This window comes from Paenibacillus baimaensis (assembly GCF_025567575.1).
Genome location: NZ_JAOQIO010000069.1, coordinates 1 through 16365 on the forward strand (window position 1 = coordinate 1; position 16365 = coordinate 16365).

The 16365-nt window shown below is 44.5% G+C and carries 13 protein-coding genes and 3 tRNA genes; all 16 read left to right on the forward strand.

Going from position 1 to position 16365, the window contains the following annotated elements:
* Positions 1 to 77: transfer RNA gene (locus OB236_RS16870), tRNA-Arg, on the forward strand.
* Between the two features lie 73 nt (positions 78 to 150).
* Positions 151 to 227, forward strand: a tRNA-Pro gene (locus OB236_RS16875).
* Between the two features lie 32 nt (positions 228 to 259).
* Positions 260 to 333 (forward strand) — tRNA-Gly (locus OB236_RS16880).
* A gap of 149 nt (positions 334 to 482) precedes the next feature.
* Complete coding sequence (gene ppc / locus OB236_RS16885; protein WP_262685039.1) at positions 483 to 3272, forward strand: phosphoenolpyruvate carboxylase; 2790 nt, start codon at positions 483 to 485, stop codon at positions 3270 to 3272.
* A gap of 163 nt (positions 3273 to 3435) precedes the next feature.
* Positions 3436 to 4314 (forward strand): DMT family transporter, encoded by an 879-nt coding sequence (locus OB236_RS16890; RefSeq protein WP_262685040.1) that lies wholly within the window; start codon positions 3436 to 3438, stop codon positions 4312 to 4314.
* A 63-nt stretch (positions 4315 to 4377) separates the two neighbouring features.
* On the forward strand, positions 4378 to 4944 hold the full coding sequence (sigW, locus tag OB236_RS16895) for an RNA polymerase sigma factor SigW (RefSeq protein ID WP_076238085.1): 567 nt from the start codon (positions 4378 to 4380) through the stop codon (positions 4942 to 4944).
* Positions 4945 to 5023: 79 nt separating this feature from the next.
* Complete coding sequence (locus tag OB236_RS16900) at positions 5024 to 5635, forward strand: zf-HC2 domain-containing protein (RefSeq protein WP_076238084.1); 612 nt, start codon at positions 5024 to 5026, stop codon at positions 5633 to 5635.
* 140 nt (positions 5636 to 5775) lie between these two features.
* The gene (gene cdaA / locus OB236_RS16905) at positions 5776 to 6582 is read left to right on the forward strand and encodes a diadenylate cyclase CdaA (protein WP_076238083.1); all 807 of its coding nucleotides are present in this window, start codon (positions 5776 to 5778) and stop codon (positions 6580 to 6582) included.
* Position 6583: 1 nt separating this feature from the next.
* Entirely contained in the window at positions 6584 to 7816 is a 1233-nt protein-coding gene (locus OB236_RS16910; RefSeq protein WP_262685041.1) for a CdaR family protein, read from the forward strand.
* A gap of 40 nt (positions 7817 to 7856) precedes the next feature.
* Positions 7857 to 9197, forward strand: a complete 1341-nt coding sequence (glmM, locus tag OB236_RS16915) for a phosphoglucosamine mutase (RefSeq protein ID WP_262685042.1) — start codon at positions 7857 to 7859, stop codon at positions 9195 to 9197.
* A gap of 523 nt (positions 9198 to 9720) precedes the next feature.
* Positions 9721 to 11550, forward strand: coding sequence for a glutamine--fructose-6-phosphate transaminase (isomerizing) (gene glmS, locus OB236_RS16920; protein WP_262685043.1), 1830 nt, complete (start codon positions 9721 to 9723; stop codon positions 11548 to 11550).
* A gap of 421 nt (positions 11551 to 11971) precedes the next feature.
* Entirely contained in the window at positions 11972 to 12454 is a 483-nt protein-coding gene (locus tag OB236_RS16925; protein ID WP_262685044.1) for a DUF2975 domain-containing protein, read from the forward strand.
* 10 nt (positions 12455 to 12464) lie between these two features.
* On the forward strand, positions 12465 to 12689 hold the full coding sequence (locus OB236_RS16930) for a helix-turn-helix domain-containing protein (RefSeq protein ID WP_262685045.1): 225 nt from the start codon (positions 12465 to 12467) through the stop codon (positions 12687 to 12689).
* A gap of 379 nt (positions 12690 to 13068) precedes the next feature.
* Complete coding sequence (locus tag OB236_RS16935; protein ID WP_262685046.1) at positions 13069 to 15123, forward strand: LuxR family transcriptional regulator; 2055 nt, start codon at positions 13069 to 13071, stop codon at positions 15121 to 15123.
* A gap of 178 nt (positions 15124 to 15301) precedes the next feature.
* Entirely contained in the window at positions 15302 to 15451 is a 150-nt protein-coding gene (locus OB236_RS16940) for a hypothetical protein (RefSeq protein ID WP_262685047.1), read from the forward strand.
* A 116-nt stretch (positions 15452 to 15567) separates the two neighbouring features.
* Positions 15568 to 16353, forward strand: coding sequence for a peptidylprolyl isomerase (locus tag OB236_RS16945; protein WP_262685048.1), 786 nt, complete (start codon positions 15568 to 15570; stop codon positions 16351 to 16353).
* Positions 16354 to 16365: the final 12 nt, after the last annotated feature.

The following is a 16365-nucleotide window of genomic DNA, read 5'->3' on the forward strand; positions in this document are numbered from 1 at the left end:
GCGCCCTTAGCTCAGCTGGATAGAGCGTTTGACTACGAATCAAAAGGCCGGGAGTTCGAATCTCTCAGGGCGCGCCATTTAGTTTATTAACTCACAGTTTGATATTACAAGCTTATGAAGTTAGCTTAGTTAAGCAGCCTCATATACCATCGGGACGTAGCTCAGCTTGGTAGAGCACCTGGTTTGGGACCAGGGGGTCGCATGTTCAAATCGTGTCGTCCCGACCATTATTTTTTAAATGATTTTGAGTTTTACGTAAGCGGGTGTAGTTCAATGGTAGAACTTCAGCCTTCCAAGCTGATAGCAGGGGTTCGATTCCCCTTACCCGCTCCATATTCAATCATAACAAGACCCAGCGGGTCTTTTTTTATTTTCTCTATAAATAAACTATATATCAGCGTACTGTTGTGTTAAAATACTCATTATGGTCTAAGACATCACAAAGAAAATTGCTATGTAAAGCAAGCCTCAGGAGGGGAACCATGTCGGATTCAAACAGTTCGATCAACAAAAATACTGCGAATAACCTACTGCGTAGAGATGTTCGATTTCTCGGACATATTTTAGGTGAAGTGCTGGTTCATCAAGGCGGCAATGAATTACTGGTCATTGTAGAGAATATTAGAGAAATGAGTAAAAATCTGCGTGCTCAGTACTCCACGGAGATGTATGATGAATTTAAAGAAATGATCACGTCACTGGCACCGGAAAAGAGACATCAGGTGATCCGGGCTTTTGCGATTTATTTTCAACTGATTAATATTGCTGAGCAGAATCACCGTATTCGGAGAAAACGTGACTATGAACGTTCGGCTGGCGAAAATGTACAGCCTGGTTCTATTGAAGATGTAGTACGCGATCTCAAAAATCAACAAATTAACGCAGCCGAAGTACAGGAAATGCTGCAGGGCATTTCGTTGGAACTGGTTATGACGGCGCATCCTACCGAAGCAACACGACGTGCCGTATTGGATATTCATCAACGCATCGCCAATCAAGTGATGGAATTGGACAACCCTAATTTGACTTTCCGGGAACGGGAGCAGCTTCGTGATAAGCTAATGGGTGAAGTTATTACTCTTTGGCAGACGGACGAGCTGAGAGATCGTAAGCCAACGGTTATCGATGAGGTACACAATGGATTGTACTACTTCGATGAAACGTTGTTTGACGTGCTTCCAGAGGTGTATCAGGAGCTGGAACGTTGTCTGCAAATTTATTACCCTGAAGAATCCTGGCATGCGCCTATCTATATGAAATTCGGTTCATGGATTGGTGGAGATCGTGATGGCAATCCGTCGGTAACTTCCAAAGTTACATGGGAAACACTCACGCTTCACCGCAAGCTGGCCCTTCAAAAATACGACGAGCTGTTGAATGAATTCACTACGCATTTAAGCTTTAGCAAAAATATCGTAGAGGTTACTCAGGAATTGCTCGATTCGATTCAGGTGGATCGTGAGCATCTGGATCTGCGGTCTCATGAAGTATGGCGAAATGAAAAAGAACCTTACCGCATCAAAATTGTCTATATGATCCAAAAAATCCGTAATGCCGCGGATCCTTCCATTAATAGTTTGCAAAAATACAATTCGCCTGATGAGTTTCTTGCGGATTTAAAAATTATTGATCGCAGCTTGCGTAATCATTTTGCTGATTTTATTGCCGATGATTATGTCGTTAAATTGATCCGTCAGGTTGAATTGTTTGGGTTCCACTTGGCTTCATTGGATATTAGACAGCACAGTAAAGAGCACGAAGCAGCCATGACAGAAATCTTAGCAAAAATGAGCATTTGTGCGGATTATTCGGCACTCGCTGAGGAAGATAAGATCAAGCTGCTGAGCGGTTTATTAACGGAACCAAGACCGATTACTACGCCATACATGGACTATTCAGAATCAACTCAGGAATGTTTGAATGTATACCGCGTTGTGAAGCAAGCACAGCAGGAGTTTGGTTTGAACTGTGTGTCAAGCTATTTGATCAGTATGGCAGAGGCTGCTAGTGATTTGCTGGAGGTACTTGTGTTCGGTAAAGAAGCTGGCTTATACCGTCAGGAAGCCGATGGTTCTGTGACATGCACGCTGCAGTCCGTACCGCTGTTTGAAACGATTGATGATTTGCATGCTGCGCCTGATATTATGAGGACGTTGTACCAAATCCCGGCATATCGGAACAGCCTGGTTAGCACGAATCACTTGCAGGAAATCATGCTGGGCTATTCCGACAGCAATAAAGACGGCGGTGTGATTACAGCGAACTGGGAATTGAGAGTGGCATTGCGCTCGATTACAGAGGCCGCGTCTGAGAATGGCGTGAAGCTGAAGTTTTTCCATGGCCGCGGCGGAGCGCTCGGACGTGGAGGAATGCCATTGAACCGCAGCATTTTGGCACAACCAGCCGATACGATTGGTGGAGGCATTAAGATAACGGAGCAAGGAGAGGTGTTATCCTCCCGTTATTCTATGAAGGGCATAGCTTATCGCAGCTTGGAGCAAGCAACCTCTGCATTGCTCATTGCAGCATTGAATGCTCGTAACCCACAGATTGAAGAGTCTGAGGAACAGTGGGAAACGATTATGCGCGATATTTCGGAAAAAGCGCAGACGAAGTATCAAGACCTGATTTTCCGTGACCCGGATTTCTTGACCTTCTTTAAAGAGTCTACACCACTTCCGGAGCTTGGTGAGCTAAATATCGGCTCCCGTCCATCGAAGCGTAAAAATAGTGATCGATTTGAAGATCTTCGTGCCATTCCTTGGGTATTTGCCTGGACACAAAGCCGTTACTTGCTTCCAGCTTGGTATGCGGCCGGTACGGGTCTCTACAGCTTTTATCAGGATAAAGCAGAGAACTTGACGATCATGAAAAATATGTACGAAAATTGGTCGTTCTTCCGCTCTTTGATTGATAATTTGCAAATGGCAATGGCCAAAGCAGATTTGTTGATCGCTAAGGAGTATGGCAGTATGATCAAGGATGCTGCTATCGCAGAGCGTATTTTTAATGAAATTAAGGAAGAGTATGAAAAGACGTCTGATTTGATTTTGAAGATTAGCGGTCAGCAAGAAATTTTGGATAATGTACCGGTCATTCAAGAGTCAATCCGACTTCGTAACCCTTACGTAGATCCGTTGAGCTATTTGCAGGTTCAGCTCGTAACAGAGCTAAGGGCAGAAAGAGAACGCGACGAGGACGATACGCTGCTCATACGCGAAGTATTGTTAACGATTAATGGTATCGCAGCAGGACTAAGGAATACTGGCTGATCAACGGTTAATCGGGATAACGATAGGATAAGCGGTAGGCAAGACATAACAAACATAATTTATCGTCTGCTCATTGTAGAGTCAGGTAGCCTGAGATTGAGCTACCTGGCTTTTTTTGGGTCGTGCTGGAAGCCTTTTAGGTAAACGTAAGGAGGATTAAGGCTTGAATTCAAGATGGTTTGCGATTGTGCTTGTCATCGTAGGGGCTTCAAGCTACGGACTTTTGTCTCCGCTAATTAAAATGGCATACCAAGACGGTTGGAATGAGTTTCAGATTACAGCGAGTCAAATGACGGCAGGTGCGGCTTTATTATGGCTGCTCGTACTGCTCCAGCGACAATCATGGGGAAATCCATTCAAGGGTCCATGGATCAAGCTGTCGTTAGTCGGTATGTTTGGTTTAACCGCTTCAACACTTCTCTATAACACAGCTCTGTCGGAAATGGATGCGACGGTTGCCATCGTCCTATTGTTTCAGTTTACCTGGATAACGATCGTAATGGATTCGATAGCCAATCGTAAATGGCCGGAACGTAATCAGTGGTTAGCCGTAATTATGATTATGTTAGGGACGTTATGTGCTGTGGAGGCCTTCGGGGCGGATTGGAGCCGATTCACTTATTTAGGCATTATTTGCGGGATCGGAGCTGCAGTGACTTATGGCTTCTTTCTATTCATGGCTGGCAGGATGGAGACACACCTGCACCCTTTTATGAAATCGGCTGTTATGATTACCGGTTCACTACCTTTATTGTATCTGATTTATCCACCGGTAGTTTTTTTTCAGACTGGGGGAGAGTCGTTGCTATTATGGGGAGTAGGGCTCGGCGGATTGGGTCAAGCACTGCCTACGATCGCATTTATGGTAGGAATACCACGGATCGGTAGTACCTTGGCAGCGATGCTTGGAGCTATGGAATTACCTGTCGGTATTGTGGCTTCACTGTTCTTTTTGAATGAAGCTGTACATGGTGTACAATGGTTTGGTATGCTCTTAATATTGACAGGAATTGTAGTAGCCGAGAAACGCAAAGTGTCCTGAAGATTCCGGAATCAAGCGCATGAACGATGTAGGTTGTGGATCGGAAGTTTGGAGGAATGTCGGTTGGAGCAGATGGATGTGAGGCTCGCCAAATTAGCTCGTAAGGGAGACAGAGCTGCTTTTGCCGAGCTGGTGGAGCTATATAAGGATAAAATTTTCCATCTTGCCTACAGGATGCTGCATAGCAGACATGAGGCAGAGGAAATTGTACAGGAAACATTCCTTAGGGTGTTTACCAACCTCGATAGGTATGATGAGTTTCAGAAGTTTTCGACATGGATTTATAGGATCGGAACGAATCTTTGTATCGATCGTCTCCGAAAACGTAAGGCCACTTACTCCCTGGATGCGGAGATGAAGGATGGTGAAGGTACCGATTGGTATTCAACGCTGCCCAGTCTTGAGGATACACCTGATGAACAGGTTGTCTTATCCGAGACGCAAACGGAAATTCGTAAATCGATAGATTCTTTGCCGGAGAAATACAAATCGGTTGTGATTTTGCGGTATTTGCAGGACTTGTCGCTTCAGGAGATCAGTGATGTATTATCCATGCCAGTGACAACAATCAAAACACGTCTACATCGGGGTCGGGAATTTTTAAGGAAAAAGTTGGAGCGGGTTTTGTAAACTTATTTTTGAAACATCTTGCGCGCATTTACGTATGTATTACACAAGTAACTATGTAAACGGAAAGGAGTGGCTCGCTATGGATTGCAAGGAAGCCCTCCCTTTGATACATGAATATATGGACGGCAGTCTTAAGGGTTCGGAAGCTTTACAGCTTAAGAAGCACCTGCTGACCTGTCCAACCTGTAAGATGCGGCTCCAGCAGTTGGAGCGAGTCGAGGCTCTAATTCAGTCTTGGCCCCGCGTAGAGGCCTCTGCCGGACTAACGGAAAGGATTATGGCGGCTTTACCTCCCATGAAGCAAAGAAGCCTCTGGAGGCAGTGGATACGGAATCATCCGGGTATCTCTGTGGCTGCTGTATTCGTACTTGTGATGACGGGCAGCTTCATGTCCATGTGGAATGAGAACTCGGAGCTTATCGTGAAAGGTACGGATCTTCAATCCGTCGTCATCCAGGGTAATACCGTATATGTGCCTGTCGGGAAGAAGGTTGCAGGCAATATTATGGTCGAAAACGGCAAGCTGCAGGTAGATGGGGATATTGAAGGGGATATTGTTGTTGTTCAAGGATCAGTCATTCTCGCTTCAACGGCTCATATTTCGGGTCAAATTACACAAATAGATGAAGCTTTTGGCTGGTTATGGTTTAAAATGAACGGTTTGGCATCCAAGATATCACAGGTCAAATAGGACATATGGATCATTTCAAAAATCCTTCCTTAAAGATATCTTGAAAGGGAGGATTTTTCCTCATATTATGGTATGATTTAAGGATCATCAAAAAACATTCAAGAAACAATCAAGCCGCGTGTCGTTTGGGGGCAGATACGATGGACTATATAACAGCCATCAACATAAAAGATATTATAGATATACTCATTGTAAGCTACGTCATATATAAGCTGATTTTACTTGTACGTGGAACAAGGGCGATTCAACTGTTAAAAGGGATCTTCGTCGTTGTTGTGACTTGGGCACTGAGTACCTGGTTTAAGCTGAGCACGCTTCAATGGATGATGAATCAGATGTTTACCTTCGGGGTACTGGCGGTCATTATCATATTTCAGCCGGAGCTGCGCCGTGCATTGGAGCAGTTGGGTCGGGGCGCACTGTTCAGTCGGACACCTACAGAGACAGACAACGAATTGAATAAGCGGGTCGGTGAGGTCATTAAGGCCGTAGATTATTTGGCTCGCCGTAAAATCGGAGCAATTATCGTGTTTGAGAGGGAAACCGGTTTGAATGACTATATTGAATCCGGAATTGCTATAGAGTCGCATATCAGCTCGGAGTTGCTAATTAATATTTTCATACCGAATACCCCTTTGCATGATGGGGCGGTTCTCGTGCGCAACAATCGCTTGATGGCTGCGGGATGTTACCTGCCGCTGTCGGAGAATCCGTTTATAAGCAAAGAGCTGGGTACCCGACATCGGGCGGCGATTGGGATGAGTGAGGTATCGGACGCTGTATGTGTGATTGTATCGGAGGAAACCGGTCAAATTTCACTGGCGCTTAATGGTCATATTATTCGTGATATTAAGGAAGAAGCCTTACTTTCCAAGCTTTTTGAAGAGCTGAAAAACAAGAACAAGACCAAGGAAAAAAACTCCATTTGGAAATGGAGGTTATGGTAATATGGATCGGTGGTTGCGTAATACGAATGTAGTTAAAATTTTGGCACTTGTTATCGGCATTTTATTGTGGGCTGTGGTACATATGGAAGATAACACCTTGCCAGGAACGAGTAATAATGGGGTAAGGGAAGAACAAATTTCCAATGTAACGGTAACGCCTAAATATGATAGTAATCAATTTTATGTGCAAACGATGGACCCTGCCGAGGTTATTGTGACATTAAGCGGCAAGGAAGCAGCTTTGAAAAAGGCAATGCTCAGCAAGTATTCGGTGGAGGTCGACTTGACGAATTTGGGTAAGGGAGAGCGGATTGTTCCTTTGACTCCCGTTGGTTTTCCAAGCGGTGTTACGGTGAGAGTCAGCCCTTCTAACGCGAAAGTCGTCATCGATGAGAAGTCGAATAAGCAGATGCCGGTAACGATTAATGTAACAGGTATGCCTGCTGTGGGCTTAAAGGCGGGGCAGCCTATTGTTAAACCGAATAAAGTGACGGTAACGCTCCCCAGTGGAAGCATAGATGCTGTAGAATCGGTCAGAGCTGAAGTAAACGTGGAGAAAGCACAATCAGCTGTGTCGAATAAAGCCAAGTTGGTCGCTTACGACAAGACAGGCAAAACGATGGAGTTAGCTACCATCAATCCGGCTGTTGTCGAGGTGGAGGTTCCGATTACAAGTCCATTTACGACGGTGCCCCTACAGCTTAAGCTGTCGGGTGAGCCTCCCAAGGGATTCAGTGTTGCTTCTCTGGTGCAAAACGTAGATAAAGTAACGGTATTCGGGACACAGGATGTATTGAACCGTTTGGAGTTCTATGAGGGCCCTAATATTAATCTCGCTGACTTAAAGGAAGAAAAGGAATACACGTTGAATCTGGATATTCCGCTGCGGAATAAGGCGACTCAGCTGGACCCTGCCAAGGTAGAGGTGAAAATCAATATCGTAGCTTCCGCTACAAAAAACCTTGAGCAGGTGCCGCTGTCCATCGTCGGTCAAAATGATGGGTTTGATACGAAGGTCGTGCTTCCCGAAACGGGGAAAATTAATTTTGTTGCTGAAGGTGCACCGGCGATACTGGATAAGGTGAAGGTGCAGGATGTTCAGGCCATTCTGGATGTGAGCAATATGCCACCAGGCCGCTATGAAATCCCTGTAAGCTGGAACCTGCCTACGTTTATTAAAAAGAGTACGCCGCAGGATTTTAAAGCTACAGTCGAGATCAGTGCCAAAAAGTAACGCATGTTACGAAATGATAATTGAAGGAGATAGCAAATAAATGGGGAAATATTTCGGAACCGATGGTGTTCGGGGGATCGCAAATCAGGAATTAACGGCTGAACTAGCCTATAAAATTGGCCGCTGCGGGGGTTATGTGCTGGCGGGACAAGTTGACAAGCCCACAGTTATTATCGGACGTGATACAAGAATATCCGGCTCGATGCTGGAAGCAGCGTTGGTAGCAGGACTATTATCGATCGGCGCCAACGTAATACGTATTGGCATTGTATCGACACCGGGAATTGCTTATTTGACACGTAAGCTTAAAGCGGATGCAGGTGTGATGATTTCGGCTTCACACAATCCGGTTGAGGATAATGGCATCAAGTTCTTTGGTGGTGATGGCTTTAAGCTGTCAGATGAAACAGAGCTTGAAATTGAACGGTTAATGGATGCGGAACAAGATGAATTGCCGCGGCCTACGGGTGCTAATCTCGGCACGGCTGTGGACGACGATCAGGCTAAATATGCGTATCTGGATTATGTGCAGGCGAGTGTTAAGTCCTCTTTTAAAGGATATAAAATTATTCTGGATTGTGCGCATGGAGCTGCCTATGAGCTTGCACCCAAAGTATTCAAGGCCTTGGGCGCTGAGGTCATTACTGTAGGCGCTGAGCCGAATGGATGCAATATTAATGATCATTGTGGGTCTACCCACCCAGAAGCTTTGCAAAAAGCAGTGCTGGAGCATGGCGCATTCATCGGCTTTGCTTTTGACGGAGATGCAGACCGCTTAATCGCGATTGATGAAACCGGTGAGGAAGTGGATGGGGATTATATTCTCAGCATTTGCGGGCATGCCTTGAATCAAGCTGGGCAATTACAGCAGAGCACGATTGTGACGACAGTGATGAGCAATATCGGGTTCTTTAAAGGCATTGAAGCGGTAGGTATGAAGGCGGCCAAAACGGCGGTAGGTGACCGTTATGTGATGGAGGAAATGCGCAAGAACGGATATAACCTGGGTGGCGAACAATCAGGGCATGTGATTTTCCTTGACTACAACACAACTGGTGATGGTATTTTGACCGCATTGCAGTTGATGGATACCTTGGTGTTGTCCGGCAAAAAGCTAACGGAAATGAAGCGAATTATGCGTAAATACCCCCAAAAGCTGGTTAATGTAAGAGTAAAGGATAAGAGCAAGTGGCAGGGGAACCCCGTCATTGAGCAGGCGATCCTGAAAGTCGAACAGGAGCTTGGCGATAATGGTCGTGTACTGGTGAGACCTTCGGGAACAGAGTCGCTGATTCGTGTAATGGCTGAAGGACCGGATAAGATTCAGGTTGAGGCTTATGTAGACGATTTGGCAGCGATTATTGAAAAAGAACTTTCCTAAAGTTTACTATATCCGACAAGGTTTATAGGCTTGTGGATAAGTACTTATGGAGAATGGGGTCGAAAGCCCTCTAATGCTTGTCATTAGAGGGCTTTTGTCGCTGAGGTTGTCGGAATTTAAAAGAAAATTAGTGTTGCACTCTACACATAAAATGAATAAGATGTTAATAAGCTTTTTATTCAAGAAGGAACAGGAGGATCGGGGTTACGTATCAATAGCGCCAGAACTTGTGAGGGTGCCATGGGAAGATGGCCAGGCAATTCAAGCGATAAGAGACAAGCTGTTCAAGTAATAGTTGTCGGGCTTGGAATGGATGGTATCCCGTAGGCAGCCGCTTGCAAGTTGACGAGGTGAAGGTGTTCGGAATATTCGGCGGGGACCTTCCGGTAGCGGCTCTACCGTTAGTTGGAATGCAAAGCACATGGGTGACTGTGTGTACAAGACTCCAGCATGACCGATGAACGTCATAACAAATTATTATAGATACAATCGGGTTTTTAAATATGCAGGAGGTTCTATCCCTATGTGTGGTATTGTTGGATACGTTGGTAAACGTAATTCTCAAAATATATTGATTGAAGGCTTGAAGAAATTAGAATATCGCGGTTACGATTCCGCAGGTGTGGCCGTATATACGCAGGATGGATTGCAGATCACTAAATCCAAGGGCAGACTGGCCAATTTGGAAGCAGTGCTCGATGGGGCACCATTAACCGGTTCAATTGGGATCGGACATACGCGATGGGCAACACACGGTAAACCTTCCGATGTAAACTCCCATCCGCATACCGACAATTCGCGTAAATTTTCTGTGGTGCACAATGGGATCATCGAAAATTACATGACTTTAAAAGAAGAATTAACGGCCCAAGGTCATGTGTTCGTGTCTGAGACTGACACGGAAGTGATCTCCCATCTTATATCCAGTCTCTATGAAGGTGATATCGTCAAGGCGGTGCAAAAGGCAATTACCCGGATGACCGGTGCTTTTGCGTTAGGTGTGTTGACGGAGTATGAGCCTGAGAAGCTGGTTGCAGTCCGTTTCTTCAGCCCTTTAATTATTGGTGTAGGTGAAGGCGAGAATTTCATTGGATCCGATATTCCGGCAATTCTTGATCACACACGTAACGTATATATTTTGAACGATGGTGAAATGGCGGTTTTGACCTCAGAGGGTGTCGAATTAATGACGCTTGAGGGGAATTTTATTTCCCGGGAATTATTTCATGTCGATTGGGATATTATTACAGCTGAAAAAGCCGGATTTGATCATTTTATGTTAAAAGAAATTTATGAGCAGCCAAAGGCTTATCGGGATACAATGGGCAGCCGAATCGACCCAACAGGTAAGAAGGTTGTCATGAACGAATTAAAGATGACCAACGAGTACATCAAATCCATTCAACAGGTTCATATCGTTGCCTGCGGCACGGCGTATCATGCAGGGATGGTCGGTAAAAGCATTATTGAAAAGCTGGCTCGTATTCCAGTGGAAACCGATGTAGCCTCGGAATATCGTTACCGTTCACCGATTATTACTCCAAACACACTTGTAGTGGTCGTCAGCCAGTCTGGAGAGACAGCAGATACTTTGGCTGCGTTACGTGAAGCCAAACGCTGCGGTGCACGTGTAGTTGCCGTTACGAATGTAGTGGGCAGCTCCGTAGCACGTGAGGCAGATGATGTGATTGTAACGTGGGCAGGACCTGAAATTGCGGTAGCCTCTACAAAAGCATATACCTCGCAGCTTATCGCCTTTTATTTGTTTGGATTGTACTTGGCTCAAACATTAGGAACACAGGATGAAGCTTATATCGCTGATGTTGTTGCTGAGTTAAAGCAGCTTCCGGAAAAGGTTGAACAGATTCTTGAGCATGCAGAAGTGATCAAGGAATGCGCAGAGCAAATAGCTACACACAATAACCTGTTCTTCATAGGCCGCGGCATCGATTATGCGGTTGTTTTGGAAGGTTCGCTGAAGCTGAAGGAGATTTCATATATTCATTCCGAAGCTTACCCATCCGGTGAATTAAAACACGGTACACTGGCTCTGATCGAAGAGGGCATTCCTGTTATTGCTTTGGCGACACAACCGGATCTATTTGAGAAAACAGTGAGCAATATCAAGGAAGTTAAAGCACGCGGAGCGTATGTGTTTGGTATTCACACAACAGGTGAGACAGAGCTTGGCAAAGCTGTGGATCAAATGTTGGAGATCCCGCAGACAATCCCGTTACTTAGCCCGGCATTGTCTGTCATTCCATTGCAGTTGTTGGCTTACTACGCTTCGCTTGCACGCGGTAATGACGTCGATAAGCCAAGGAATTTGGCGAAAAGCGTTACAGTTGAATAAAGGAGGGGGAAACCCCTTCTTTATTTTTGTTCAGTGAAAATAAAGTTGTAGACTGGGAAAATAAAGTATCAGACTCTAGTATCGGCGCTAAACTAATCAGCAGTTTTGTTGAACAAGTTGTAAATTTAACATTTTAAAGTAGAGGCATTTCTTTGTAATGAGAAATGCTTTTTATTTTTTTCAAAATTAAAGGATGTAATAATAACAATAATAATATAATTAAAAACGATATTAATTTATTGCAAAACGATAAAACGTATGTTAAAGTCATTCTATCATTAAATCAGTGGGGTGTTTTAAATGAATGTTGAACAAGGTTGGAATTGCAGACAGCCATTGTGGACGCACTTCAAAAGCCATTTTGAATTAAACCAGAAAATGATTAACGTTTCGGTAAAATTTAATTAACGAGGTGCTTTTTATGAAACAAGTTACGACATTGTTTTTAAAGCTAGCTGTTATTTTTATAGGAATCCCAGTTCTTGCATTGTGCATATTTTTGTTGCCTAAGATCGGGAATTTTGCTGGAGAATTGTATCCAGATATTCCTTATATGAAATCTCTCGTTTTAATCGATATGTACGCGGCAGCGATTCCTTTTTACTTTGCTCTGTATCAAGCCTTTAAACTTCTAAGCTATATTGATAAGAACCAAGCGTTCTCGGAATTATCGGTAAAGGTTTTAAAGAATATAAAATACTGTGCCATCACGATCAGTACCTTGTACCTGCTAGGCATGCCACTCTACTATCTCATGGGGAAGAGAGTTGACCCTCCAAGTTTCATACCAATGGGATTGGTCATTATTTTCGCCTCTATGGTGATCGCCGTTTTTGCTGCGGTTCTCCAAAGACTTTTACAAGAAGCTATTAATATAAAATCAGAAAATGATTTAACGGTCTGAGGTGGAGCATATGGCAATTATTATTAATATTGATGTGATGTTAGCAAAACGAAAAATGAGCGTAACGGAGCTTTCGGAGAGGGTTGGAATTACTATGGCGAATCTTTCCATTCTGAAAAATGGGAAAGCAAAAGCGGTTCGTTTTTCAACATTAGAAGCGATATGTAAGACTTTGGATTGTCAGCCAGGTGATATTTTGGAGTACAAAAGCGACGAAGACAAACGGGTACGATAGAATGCCAGTCTTGATCATTGGCTAGATGTAGAATAGAAGAATAGCGTTGCTTGAATTCGGCAGGTACTGGTCAAACGGTATCTGCTTTTTTTGTAATTTGGGTAATAAAAATATGGAATAAAAGTAGTTTAAATAATGTAGTAAGAATACATTAAGTAATCTTTTCCGAATGGTGATAAAATGATAAGAATTGTAGTTATATATTTATAAAACAGCGCCTTTAAATATTGTTGCTCAGATTGCATTTTTTGTTATCGTGTTTTTTATGGGCTGCGGTTTGCAAAATAATCCTGACCGTTTTACTTTTAGAAGGCTAAGAACGTACTTTGCTGCAACGCACTCTTCTCCCCATAATGTAATTCGAAGGTAGGTATATCCTATGTATGATGGTAAGGTGAAGGTAGGCGGTCCCGAGGAACGCATAGCTGTCCAGATTGACCTGCTGGAAAGACATTATTTGGTAGGACGGGACATCGAAATCCAGTATTTCTTGCACCAATTAATTGACGGCGGACAACAGGGACGGATCTTGAATCTCTATGGTACCGGTGGCGTAGGAAAAAGCTATTTAATCGACGAGTTCCGTCGACTGGCGGTGCATGTGAATGCCGCTTTTCTGTTAATGGACAGCCGCGGATTCTCTCATACACCGCAGGACTTCTGCACGCAAATGTTGCGTATGCTCGGCTATCCGATGGAGAAGCTGCAGCAGATCGCCGAGCCACAGGCGCTTTTAGAGCTATGCCATGATATCCTGAGGGAAAAGGTGGCGAATCAGAAGCTTGTCCTCGCATTTGACACATTCGAGGACATGGGTGATATGGAGCACTGGCTGAAAGAGGCACTCCTTCCACAATTGCACCCGGAAATCCTGATTATCATTGCGGGAAGATTTCCCTTGCAAGGCATATGGCTCAGTTCTCCGGCATGGCGCCATTGGATACATCGGATGCCCATTGGGGATCTGGATTATTTGTCCGTTAAGCAATATTTGGAGCGCTCGGGCATTTCTCAGGAACCGATGATCAAACAGGTGTGGATGAAAACTAGAGGACATCCGCTCACGTTGTCCTTGATCGTCTCGACGACGATGGTTCAGAACATTCAGGGCTTGGAATTGGTAGATGAAATCGAAGTGTTCGAACATATCGTGAGCATTTGGTTAAAAGAGGTTCCGGACGACAATCTTAGGGAGCTCGTAGAGGCCGTAGCTGTACTTCGGCATTTTAATCAGGAGCTGCTCTCCTATGTATTGGATCGACAGGTAAAGACGGATTTATTCCAAAGGCTGGTCGGACTTTCCTTCATACGGAGAGTGGATAGGGGTTGGATCCTTCATGATTTGATGCGGGATGCCATCCGCTATCAGCTGCGTTTGCGCCAGCCTGAACATTACGACTGGTTATGGAAACGCTGCATCAAATATTATTACAGCAGGATGACCAACCCGTCCAAGAGAAAGGCGAACGCTTGGGAAAGCGTTGAATGGTACTATTATATTGGCGATCATGTTGTTCGCAATTTCTGTTTTCAGAAATCTACTCCGTATCTCATGGAGGCGCTGAATCCGTCCAATTGGGCGGAGGCAGAGCAGTATTTGGACAATCGTTACATCAATCTGAAGGAAGTTTGCCTTCCTCTCCATAACCCGGACACGGGCGAGAGATTCGAGTATATCATTTCTAAAGAAGAGTGTTTTTACCCGATTAAGCATATTCATCTTCAAGAGCTTTATGATCTCGATCCTGGCATTGTTAAGTTGATGAGAGATCAGCAGGGGGCCATATGCGGTCTGACGGCAATCATTCCGATTCATACAGGAACACTTGACTACTTGCTAACTCACCCGCCGTCATCCACTTATTTCCAAAGTCTCCCGAATCATAGGCTGAAGGAACTCCGGGTGCCGAAGGAGCATATTGCGGGTTATTTTGTAAAAACGGTCGATGTGTCGGATTTTGAGGACGTGGCGATACGTACAACTGCAGGGCTATCGTTCATCTCACTGCTTATATCTTCCGGTTATGTCGTGACGACTGCTCCTCCGGAGCTCTCCTTCTTAAAGGAATTCCACCTTAGCTTGGGGTGCGAGCAGGTGAAAAACGTTGCCCATTACGATTATGACATTAACGCTCCTACGCCATATTACGTTCTCGATACGAGGGGCGGCAAGCTGCAGGATTATTTGAACAAAATGATAGCGTCCTTCGGCCTTGTAGATCATTTCAGGCAGCAGGATGATGGTATGCAGACGCTATCTGAGCGGGAAAAAGAAGTGGTGGGGCTGCTGGAGAATGGTTATACGAATCAAGAAATTGCGGCGGACTTGTATATTACAGAAGTAACGGTCAAGAAGCATTTGACAGCAGTATTTCGGAAGTTGAATGTCAGGAATCGAACGCAACTGGTTAACAGCTACTTGAAAAAAACATAATGATCGTAAGGAGATAAGCTTTCTTTCGGGAGAGAGCCTGTCTTCTTTTTTTTATCAGTGAGGAGAATGAAGGTATACCTGAATTTTACTATTTTGCTACGTTCGGATAATAGAATGCGCGAAAGCAAGATGGTATTCTTAATGAGATCAAAAAACTTAATTTACTGGAGGAATAATAATGTCCAATGAGAACGAATCAAAAGATTTGAAGCTTGAAGATTTGGAGAAGCCGTTGACGGAGCAGGAAATGAAAGAAACAACTGGCGGAGCATTGGGAAAAATCTCTGGGACAGTAGTCCGTAATGGTATGAGTCGAGGTTCAAACTAAAGCACAAGTTAAAACGATAGACTCGGATTTGATTCTTTTAAAAACAGATTATTGAACTGGAAAAAACCTAACTATCGTTAGGTTTTTTCCAGTTCAATGTGAAGAGGTGGCTTATTATGGATGCTATGGAGCTGGTAGCGTTTAGCGTGAACGGTACGGAATGGCGTCTACGCGATGTACTAAAGCTTGCGTGCATGGAGGGGCGTTTTTCCGCTGTCGAGAATAGCATTCGAAGAGCCATTATGAAGGAATTTGCGGAACAGCATCAGTTATCGATCGATGAGCAGGAATGGAAAGCGAAAGCCAATGAGCTGCGACAGCAATTGGGGTTATACAGTGCAGCAGAAACTTTGGCTTGGCTTAAAGTGCGAGGGCTTACGATGGCCGATCTGTTCGAGTCGGCCAAAGCCAGGCTTCTGACGGAGAAGGTGAAGCGGATCGCATCAGAAGATAGGGTAGACGCTTATTATTTGAAAAACAGACTTTCCTATGATAAAGCAATTATTTCTCAATTAATAGTCGGTAGCAGAGAGCAGGCGCAAGAGCTGCTGTTTCAGCTTGAGGAGGGCGAGCCGTTCTACCAGTTGGCGCAAACCTATTGTTTGAACAGTAGCAGCAAGTACGACGGCGGGTACGTCGGGTCGGTTGGACGAGCTGAGATGAGCGGCGAAGAGGAGTCATTTGTTTTCAGTTCGGAAGCAGGACAATCAGGGGGGCCTTTTCCAATCGGATCTTGTTATCGATTACTGTATGTTTGGGAAGTGATTCCAGCTGCATTAACGGGGGAGCTTAGGGTCAAGCTTGCTGATTTGATTTATGAAGAGTGGCTGAACGAAGCTGTAAAAAAATCAAAAGTCGATATTAAACTATGGGGCTATTTGGCAGGGGAGCCATTAGGCTGATCGTTCAGGAGG